Origin of the sequence: Corallococcus terminator (assembly GCF_049194865.1) — a bacterium.
Taxonomy (GTDB): Bacteria; Myxococcota; Myxococcia; order Myxococcales; family Myxococcaceae; genus Myxococcus; species Myxococcus terminator_A.
This window is the reverse complement of record NZ_JBLZWL010000029.1, coordinates 202,168-211,100: the sequence shown is the minus strand read 5'-3', so window position 1 is coordinate 211,100 and position 8,933 is coordinate 202,168. Positions and strand designations below refer to the sequence as shown.

The following is an 8,933-nucleotide window of genomic DNA, read 5'->3' as shown; positions in this document are numbered from 1 at the left end:
GGCCAGCCCCGCCCAGTTGTCCACGTAGGGCAGCTTGTCCCGCTGGTCGAGGTAGCCCAGGGCGATGTGGTAGTTGCCGACCTGGGTGTGCAGCGTCCCCAACGCGCCGAGAATCATCGCCTTGTAGCGGACGTTGTTGCGCATCAAGTCCAGCGCGACCATGTAGTGCCGGTTGGCGCGCTCGGCGGCGGCGGGGGACCGGCTGCGCAGGAAGTCCTCGTGGTGGATGGCGCCCAGGAGGGCCTGCACCGCGCGCTGGTTCTTGAGCTCCGGCCACGACTTGCGCAGCTCCTGCACGGCAGCCTTCACCGCCAGGGCATGGGCCTTGTCATCCTCCAGCTTGGGGAGCTGGCGCGCCATGACGTAGGCCTTCACGAAGTGCGCGAGCGGTTTCGCCATGCTCGACGAGGTGGTGGTGACCTCCTTCTCCACGACCTCGGGGCTGACGTCGGCGCGCAAGCGCAGGTTCACGGATTCGACAGCGCTCTCCAGAAAGCCCGTCCGCTTCGTCACGAGGTCGAAGTCGGCGCGGGCATCGTCCTGGCGCTGCCTCGCCAGCCGTCGATAGGCGCGGCCCATCAGCGCGCGGCGGAACAACCGCTCCGCCCGGCGACGCTCCTCGGTGCCCGCCGGGGCGTCATCGACATAGACGGTCGCCAGGGCCTCCAGCACGCCATCCGCGCCGAGCCCCGACGCACGCTCGACAGCGTCCTGCACCACCGCGCGGCGACGGAGGGGGTCCTGCTGCTGACGGTAGAACGCCATCAACGCATCCCGCACGGGACGCGGGGGACGCTCGTCATGCACCGCGTTGACGTGTCGCCCCAGCTCCAGGGCGAACGCGTAGGCGGAGCCCGCGGGGGCCTCGGCGAGGGCCTGGGCCATGGCCGCGTCCGCCTCCGCATAGGGCCGTCCCCGGTACAGGGCGCTGACGGCGGCGCGAGCGAAGTCGAGCTGGTCATCCGCCGGGAAGACCTTGTGCAGGGAGAGCCGACGGGCGGCTTCGACCAGCGCCTCCCGGTCGTCGAGCTTGCGGTACAGCGCGTCCGCCTGGTCGTACCAGGCCTCCAGCACCCCGCGGGGCGTGGTGTCGACAATCCGTGCCTGTGCTGACTCCAGCTCCTGACGTGCCAGCTTGAAGTCTCCAGCGGACTCCGCCAGCTCACTGCGCACCACGTGTTGGAAGACCTCGGTGGGCGGACTGGGCGCGACGGCGGGCGCCAGCGCGGCCATGCGCTTCCGCTCGGCGTCGCTCAGCTCCTCCACCATGCGACCGCGCTCGCGGTCCTTCATCGCGCGCCGGTGGTCGATGAGGATTCGCAGCGGCTCCTCCAGGCCCAGGGTCGCGGGGTCACTCACCCGGCGCATCTGGTCGGCGTAGAACTCCGCCGCGCCGAAGTCCTCGAAGGCCAGGTGGAGCCGGCTCAGGCGCATCATCAACAAGCGGCGCACCTTCGGCCGCTCCTCGCGCAGCAGGCGGTGGCGGTAGAGCAGGACCTGGTCCGCGCGCCTGCCGACCATGCGCAGCTCCTCGTTGAGGCGAGGCACATCCCACGCGCTGGGAACCTGGCCATCCAGCGGCAGTTGATACACATCCAGCGACTGCGCGCGGGAACAAGTCGCGATGAGGGACGCGGACGCGGGCGACGGGTACTGGCAGTTCCAGGACACGCTGGTGAGCTGGTTCGGACTGGCTGCGGCGGCCTGCTCGGGCGCGTCGTCGCGCTCCGTCGCGAACGGCACCCGGAACAGCACCCCGGTGTCGCTGGCGTCAATCACCCCATCCGCGTTGGAGTCGGTGAAGAACTGCACCACGTACAGGAAGCGTCCGTCGCGCGAGAACACCGGCTGCCCGGTCTGCCCCGGGAGGTCCAGCGCCAGTGGGATGGGCGCCGCGCCGGGGCGGTCCAATCGCAGCGCCTCCAGGTGGGTGGAGGCGCGCGCTGCGAAGCCAGGGCCCACCTGCTTCACGGAGCGCTCGACAGGGACGTACACCAGCCAGCGCCCATCGGGCGTAAGGGTGGGACTGGTCAGGTTGCGCTCGAGCAGCGGCTTCACGCTCCACTCGCTCCCCAGCGCCACCCGCGACAATCGCAGGTCGCCCTGGATGGTGGCCCGGCTCACCAGCGCGATGTGCGAGGAATCAATCCACTCCGCTTGCAGCGCGTTGGCTTCCTCCTCCAGGCAGCGGCGCTCCTCCGCGCCGGGCAGGTCTCTCACGCACAGCTGGCCACCAGCCTGGGTCCGGAACGAGATGTAGAGCAGGCGCTTCCCATCAGGGCTGATGCGCGGCCAGGTCACTTCGGCGCCTTCATCGAAGAGGCGGCGCTCGCGGCCCTTCTCCAGGTCCTGCGTGTAGATTTCGGTCGCGATGTTGCGGTTGGACGCGAAGATCAACGTGTTCTCATCGGGCCCCAGCTGCCCCAGGAACTGATCTCCCACGCCTACGGTGAGCCGTGTCGGCATGCTCACACCGCCGTCGTTCTCGTCATCCTGCGCCCGCGCTCCGCTCGCGACGAGCAGGGCCAGGACCAGGAGGCACCGCCCCTGGGGCGTCAGCACTTCTTCTCTCCCCAGGTGCCGTCAGCGGCCTCCACCCAGCCACCGCAGACGACGCCCTCCGCGTGGACCTGGTGCCAGCTCTGGCGCAGCGACTCCTCGGGCACGCCGGGGCGCACGGTCCGCATCCACTTCCAGAGCTGGAGCCGGGCCCGGTTCACCCGCTCCATCAGCGCGACGTCATCGGACGTCATGCGTCCGGCCAGACAGCGGCGACGGGTGTCCACCAGGAGCCCATCCTTCCCCTCCCCCACGCAGTGCCGCCGCAGCAGCTCGTCGACGCGGTCCGCCTGCGTCCTGCCGATGTTCTCGACCAGGGGCGTGGGCTGGATGCCCAGCTCCTCCAGTTGGTTGGGCGTCAGCGGCACTGGCGTCGGGCTCATGCCCGCGCGCGCGAGGCGCTGCTCCACGTCCCTGAACGAGCCCGAGGCCTGCTCCTCCAGCGCCGTCGCGCGGTCCACCATGACGATCTCCGGAGCGCTGATGCACCCGGGAGCGGCGAGGGCGGCCAGCAGCAGCAACTCGCGGAGTTTCATGGCGCGGCCTCCAGAGGGGGGATGGATTTGAGGAGCTGATCGACGATGGGGCCCATGGGGATGCCACGGATTTCGTTGATGCTGAGCAGCTTGGCCAGCCCGCCCATGGTGATGCTCAGGCTGCCGAAGCCGTGGTTGAAGCTCACTCGCACGTGCTCCGGATAACCCAGGCTCAAGGCGTAGCGGACCCGGTTGGTCGCGGGGTCCACATGGCGAGGGTCCTCCAGGTCGAGCAGGTCGAGCAGGTGCCGGTTGCCGATGCGCAGGATTTCCGCGCGGCCGTTGATGCTGCGGTCCTTGGCGGAGATGACCACGGCGGCGTTGCCGTCGAAGGGCTCTCCTCGGGACGACTTCACGCCGGTGGCTCGCACGCGCGCCTCCAGCGTGGACTGATTCCCCTGCCAGTCCAGCAGCCACTGTCCGGTGATGCGCCCACCGCGAACGCCCATCTCCAACTGGGTCATGGAGACCACGTGCTGGTTGATGGCCAGGTTGCCCGCCAGCGGCGCGATGGCGACCTGCGGCGTGGTGATGCTGGCGGCCGACACGAACCCGCTGCGCGAGAGCAAGGGGTGCTGGTCCGCGAAACGAAGCATCGGATACGGATTCACGTCGATGTCGCTCAGCAGCCGCACCTGCCCCTCGGTGAACTCGACGTTCTCCGTGAGCGGGACGTTGCCATCGAGCGCATCGACGGCGATTCCCTGCTCGGGCAGTCGGACGTTCACGTTCTGGAGGAGCAGGCTGGAGAAGGTCCGGAAGACCACGAGGTCGGGAGACGCCACCCGGAACTCGACCGAGACCTTGCCGCTGCTCTCGAGTCTACCGGGCTGCGCGAGCTTGGACAGGTCCTGCGCCAGCTCCCCTCGAAACGCCAGGCGTCGCCGCTCCTCACTGAGGTCGAGCCGGCCTTTGACCTTCAGCTCCGTGCTCGTCCCCCCGTTGGACAGGAACAGGTCGGGGACGTGGATGACCCCCGAGGCCTTGCGGAGCGCGGTGAACGACAACACCAGGTCCTGCACCGGATAGGGCAGCGCTGGCTTCTGCTCGAGCGTGCGCGCCTTCAGGTCGTGCTTCACCACGATTTCGTCCAGCTCCCACTGGTCCGTGAAGGTGAAGGTGGTGTCGCTGGACAGGTCGGCGAAGGAGAACCGACGGTCCCGCAGGCCGACCGTGAGTTTCTCCGCGGTCAGGTCGCCATGGACACTTCGGCGGGGTCCATCGATGTGCGACTCGATTCGCCAGTGCAGCGCGGGAAGGTTGAGGGACAGGGCATCCTCTCTCCAGCGGATGCCGAGCGCGTCCACCACGGCCGTCCCCTCGAAACCCACGCCCCGCAGCGGGAGCGGCAGCAGGCGCACGTCTCCCTCGGAGGTGATGTCCTTGAAGACGCCGAACAAGGTGCCGTGCACGTCGAGCTTCAGCGCGAACTTCGAGGCATCCACCGCCGCGGGCACATGGAACCGGGCCAGGAGCTTTGACAGCGGTCCGAGGGGAGGAAGGTCCGCCGTCACATCACCGCGAAGCGCACGCGCCTTCCGGTCGAAGGCCAGCGCGACGTCGGCCCCACCCTTCAGCCCCTCCTTGCTGGTGACGACCAGCCGAAACGCTGGCTTCCCGCGGTCGACGTCCAACGTCATGAACTGGTGCTGGGTCCCCACCTCGAGGTCACCCGCGCGCAGACCTTCGACTCGAACGTCCAGCTCTCCCTTGTGTCGCCACACATCTCCCCGCGAGTTCAGCACGACGGCGATGGTGCTGGCCGTCACGTCGTCCCAGGCGAGCCGCTGCAGGCGCAGCTCCGTCCGGTGCTCCCAACGGGGCGTGGGGGAGAAGAGCGCCGTCGCCGTTCCTTTGGAGGTCAGGTCCACGGACAGGTCCTTCCAGCCGAGACGCGCGGCGACTTCGTTGGGAAGGAAGGGCCGTGCGATGGCGAGGTCCGGAGTCTGGGCGGACAGGGTGAATGCCACGTCTTCCTTGCCCTTGGTGGCATCCAGGGACGCGTGGACCGCGCCGACATCGAGCGTCACGCGGGCTCGGGCCCGGCTGAGCCGTGGTTCGTCGAGCAGCGGGAACACCTCCGACGCATCCAGCTTCAGGTGCACGGGGCCCTTCAACACCTCGCGCCCATCCGCCATGACCACCTGGAGCGCCCCCACGGGCACATCCGCGCTCAATGCGAAGGGCGGCTCTCTGGCCAACGGGGCTCGGAGCTGAAGGCCCAGACGCTCTGCCTTCGCACGGACACCCGAGGCACTGACGTCCAGGGCCTCCACCATGGCGGACAGCGTTGCATCCCCCGCGACCATGAGCGGTGAAGAGGGCTCCGGTCGCAGCTGGTGTCCCTTCAGTTCACCCTGGGCCTTCGGAACTCGCAGCGTGGCGGTCCCGTCGACCGCCAGTCCCTGGAGCGCGAAGGCCAGCTGAGCGGACAGCCCCTGCTTCGAATCAGGCGTCGCGACCAGCGAGATGCGGCCACTCCCGAGCGCCACCTGAAGCGCATCCTGGGCCAGCCGGACCGACGTGACGTCGACGTCCAGCCCGAGCTTTCCCTGCGCGCCCAGGCTCGGCATCGCGCTCAAGGTGACGTCCTGGGCGTCCAGGTGCGCCTTGCCGCGTTCAAGGGAGACCGGACGCCACTCGGCGGGGACCGCTTGCAGAAGCCGTCCCAGGTCCACATCGGCCAGTGCCCGCGTCACGACCACGGGCACCTCCGCCGCATCCGGCAGCACCGCCAGGACGTCCACCTGGGCGCTGTCGGTCAATCGGGTGCGCTCCAGCTCGATGACGGTGTGTCGCTTCTCGGTGTCGAACCGCGCGGACACTGCGCCGTGCAGCAGCGTGCCGACGGTGAACCGTGAGTCGAAGGTCTGCCGCGTGACATCCAGGTCCACCTGAGCGCGCGCTTCCGAGGCTCCCGCCTCCACCGACAGGACCAGCTCCAGCGCGGCCACGCCCGTGGGAACAGAGGAGCCTTCACGGCTCAACTCCAGGGGCAGCGGAGCCCCGGCCTCGCCCAGGCGCGCGAAGACCTTCCATCCTCCGTCCTGTTCCTTCAGGTCGACCACGGCCTCGAGCCCGCGCAAGGACCAGCGGTCCACGACCTCGCCGCTTCGGACGCGGACGTAGTTCAACGACACGCCCGACACCTCGACCTTCCCGACGGGAGGCGCCGAAGCCAGGAAGTCCGCGAGCTGCTGGGAGGTTCCCAGTGGCGCTTCAGCGGGTTGCGGCTCGGGAGTTGTCGCCGGCTCCGGCAAGGCCGTGAGGGACGTGGGCCCCGCCTCGTCGGCCACCAAGGTGAAGGCGACGTCCCGCACGGCCACCTGCTCCACCAGCGTGGGCCCATTCAGGAGTGAACCCGGCGACCACCGCGCCTCCAGCGTGCCGACGCGCAGCAGCTCGGGCGCTACGCCTTGAAACGGCGCCGGAGTCCGCACCACCAGCCCCTCCAGTCGCAGCCCCGACAGCACGGCGACCTGGGCGGTCTGGTAGTCCAGTTGCAGGCCCGTGGCCGCTTCCACCCGGGGGAGGATGCGCTGCTTCATCCAGGGGTGGGCGAGGTTGTGCAAAGCAACCCACGCCGTGACGAGCACGAGCGAGGGGAGCACAACGAGAATCAGGAGCACGCCCGCGATGATTCGAGCCCACCGCCGGCGCGGCCGTTCAGCTCTAGGGGAGTCCATGGTGCTCGGTTGACGCGCGCGGCCATCATCGACGGGAGCCTGGGCGAAGTCGAGGAGCCGTTGCAGGCAAGCGGGCAGGCGCAGGAAGGCAGCGGAGGGCCGCTGGCGGGCCCCGGGGCGAAACGTGCCGGATTCCCCGTGCGGCTACTCCGATTCGTCTTGGACGAGCAGCGAGTCCGGGTCCGTGAACAGCACGTCGGCGCGCTTTGAGAGCGCCATCTGCTGCAACCCCTCGTTGACACCTTCACCCGCGAAGTCGCAGGGCGTGTCGCGCAGCAGGAAGGCCTGCTCCGAGGACCTGACTTCTTCGGGCAGCTCATCGAAGGTGTAGTACGTGCGGCCGGGGATGCTGATGGGCTCGTTGGTGTTCAGATACCGGTCCGCCACTCGCGGCGACACGCGCTCGGAATCGGCGCCCTTTCGTCCGTAGGCGGCCTCCTTCATGTCGAAGCGGAGGAAGCACTGGTCCTCGCGCGTCGGAAGGAGGAGCTCGTCGAAGCCGTAGGGGACGTCGACGGAGTAGAGGATGACGGTGCCGGACGTGGGGTCCGTCAGCTTCACCTTGTGCGGGCCACGGCTGACCTCGAAGACGAGGTGGTCGCCGTCCGTGCTCAGCTCCGGCGTCGGCTTCCCGTCCACGACGAGCTCCACCGCGCTGCCTCCGACCGTCAGGACGTGCAGCCTGCCGACGCCCAGGGCACGGATGAGCAGGGGCGCGAGGCCCGCGCCAACGAACCCGGCGACCACGACCCCTACGGCGATGATCTGAACCTTCCGCACCGACCTGGCTTCCCTGGGCACCACCATGGCCTCCTTGCCGAGTCCACCAACGGCCCGAGCACGCGGGACGATAATCCACGACGTCGGCGGCCTGTGGAAAAGGAGGTGCGCCGCTACTTCCCGGCGCCTCGCGGCGACTCCTCGAAGGCCGCGAGGCGGGCGAGCTGCTCGCGCGCCACGTTCAGGTTCGTCCCGGCGACAGCATGGGCCAGCCTCTGAAGCCACGCGGCGCCCGTGGGTCGCTTCGTGAGCCATCGACTGCCCAGCACCATGAGGGTCAGGAACACGAGCCCGAAGAGCACATTCGCCGCCAGATAGCCCGTCCCCAGCGCCCGATAGGCATCCACCCCGACAATGCCTCGCAGCCCGACGATGAGCAGCGGCGTCCACAAGAGCGGGGACAACCACAGCACCCACTGTGTCGTGCGGACCGTGGACACCCTCAGTGACTCCACGCCGCCCTGCAACTGCGTGATGGGCGCGGAGTAGTCGAGCGAGCCCACGCGAAGAAACTGTCCACCCGAGACGACCGTGAGGACCAGCGCCACCCCATGAAGCAGCAGCGCGGGCACGACGAACCGGGGCTCGCGCTGGTTCGCCGCGATGAAGGCTCCCAGCGCGACCATGCTGACCAGCCCCATCACCAGCTCGAACCCCAGCGACCATCGCAGCCGCCCCATCGCCGTTCGCGTCCCCTCCAGCTCCGTCGCGCGCAGCAACCGTCGGTTGAGGCGGATCACCTCGTCCAGCCGCGCGTCATTCGCCTGCCAGCACTTCTGGAAGTCATCGAGCTCCATCGTCAGGTCTCCTTCGTCGTGTCGTTGGTGAGGTCCTGCATGTCGGCGCGCAGCCGTTCCTTCAGGCGCCCGATGCGCGTCGAGACATTGGCGGTGCTGATACCGAGCACCTCGGCGATGTCCGCGTGGCCGTGGCCATCCAGGTACAACATCGCCAGGGCCTTGCTCAGGTCATCGAGCCGAGCGATGGACTGGTACAGGAGCGCCAGGTCCTCCGACGGAGGCCCCTCCACGTCCCGAGCCACCTCCAGCATCTCCTGGCTCTCGGGCGCGAGATGTCGCTTCCGGGTGCCCTCCCGCCGCTGGAAGGAGATGGCCACGTTGAGCGCCACCCGGTACATCCAGGTCGAGAACCGGAGCCGCTCGTCGTAGCGGGGAAACGACTGCCAGAGCTGGGCGATGGTCTCCTGGACCAGGTCGTCTGGCTCCGCCCCGGGGCCGCCGTAGACGCGGGCCACCTTGTAGAGAATGCGCCGGTGCGCCTCCAGGAGGGCGAGGAAGCGAGAATGTCGGTCGGGTTCGGCCATCGCGGGTCCACAGGTTGCGAGGGCGCGAGTGACGCGTCCATCGCCTTC

The 8,933-nt window shown here is 69.0% G+C and carries 6 protein-coding genes; all 6 read right to left on the bottom strand.

The features are described from left to right. Nucleotides 1-2,562 (bottom strand): TolB family protein (locus tag ACN469_RS12075; protein WP_498767290.1); only part of this gene is annotated, 2,562 nt, incomplete at its 3' end. Beyond that, complete coding sequence (locus tag ACN469_RS12070) at nt 2,556-3,095, bottom strand: DUF1318 domain-containing protein (protein WP_498767288.1); 540 nt, start codon at nt 3,093-3,095, stop codon at nt 2,556-2,558. The genes ACN469_RS12070 and ACN469_RS12075, both read right to left, overlap by 7 nt. Continuing rightward, the gene (locus ACN469_RS12065; protein ID WP_498767286.1) at nt 3,092-6,781 is read right to left on the bottom strand and encodes an AsmA family protein; all 3,690 of its coding nucleotides are present in this window, start codon (nt 6,779-6,781) and stop codon (nt 3,092-3,094) included. Before ACN469_RS12065 ends, ACN469_RS12070 begins: the two co-directional genes overlap by 4 nt. Nucleotides 6,782-6,925: 144 nt before the next feature. Continuing rightward, nucleotides 6,926-7,561, bottom strand: coding sequence for a hypothetical protein (locus ACN469_RS12060; protein ID WP_498767284.1), 636 nt, complete (start codon nt 7,559-7,561; stop codon nt 6,926-6,928). 113 nt (nt 7,562-7,674) lie between these two features. Further along, a complete protein-coding gene (locus ACN469_RS12055; RefSeq protein ID WP_498767282.1) occupies nt 7,675-8,358 on the bottom strand; it encodes a hypothetical protein in 684 nt (227 codons plus the stop codon). A 2-nt stretch (nt 8,359-8,360) separates the two neighbouring features. Further along, nucleotides 8,361-8,885, bottom strand: coding sequence for an RNA polymerase sigma factor (locus ACN469_RS12050; protein WP_498767280.1), 525 nt, complete (start codon nt 8,883-8,885; stop codon nt 8,361-8,363). Nucleotides 8,886-8,933: the final 48 nt, after the last annotated feature.

Excerpts from the sequence above, each read along its gene's own strand:
- ACN469_RS12070 (WP_498767288.1), bottom strand. The coding sequence starts at position 3,095 with ATGAAACTCCGCGAGTTGCTGCTGCTGGCCGCCCTCGCCGCTCCCGGG.
- ACN469_RS12065 (WP_498767286.1), bottom strand. The coding sequence starts at position 6,781 with ATGGACTCCCCTAGAGCTGAACGGCCGCGCCGGCGGTGGGCTCGAATC.
- ACN469_RS12055 (WP_498767282.1), bottom strand. The coding sequence starts at position 8,358 with ATGGAGCTCGATGACTTCCAGAAGTGCTGGCAGGCGAATGACGCGCGG.
- ACN469_RS12050 (WP_498767280.1), bottom strand. The coding sequence starts at position 8,885 with ATGGCCGAACCCGACCGACATTCTCGCTTCCTCGCCCTCCTGGAGGCG.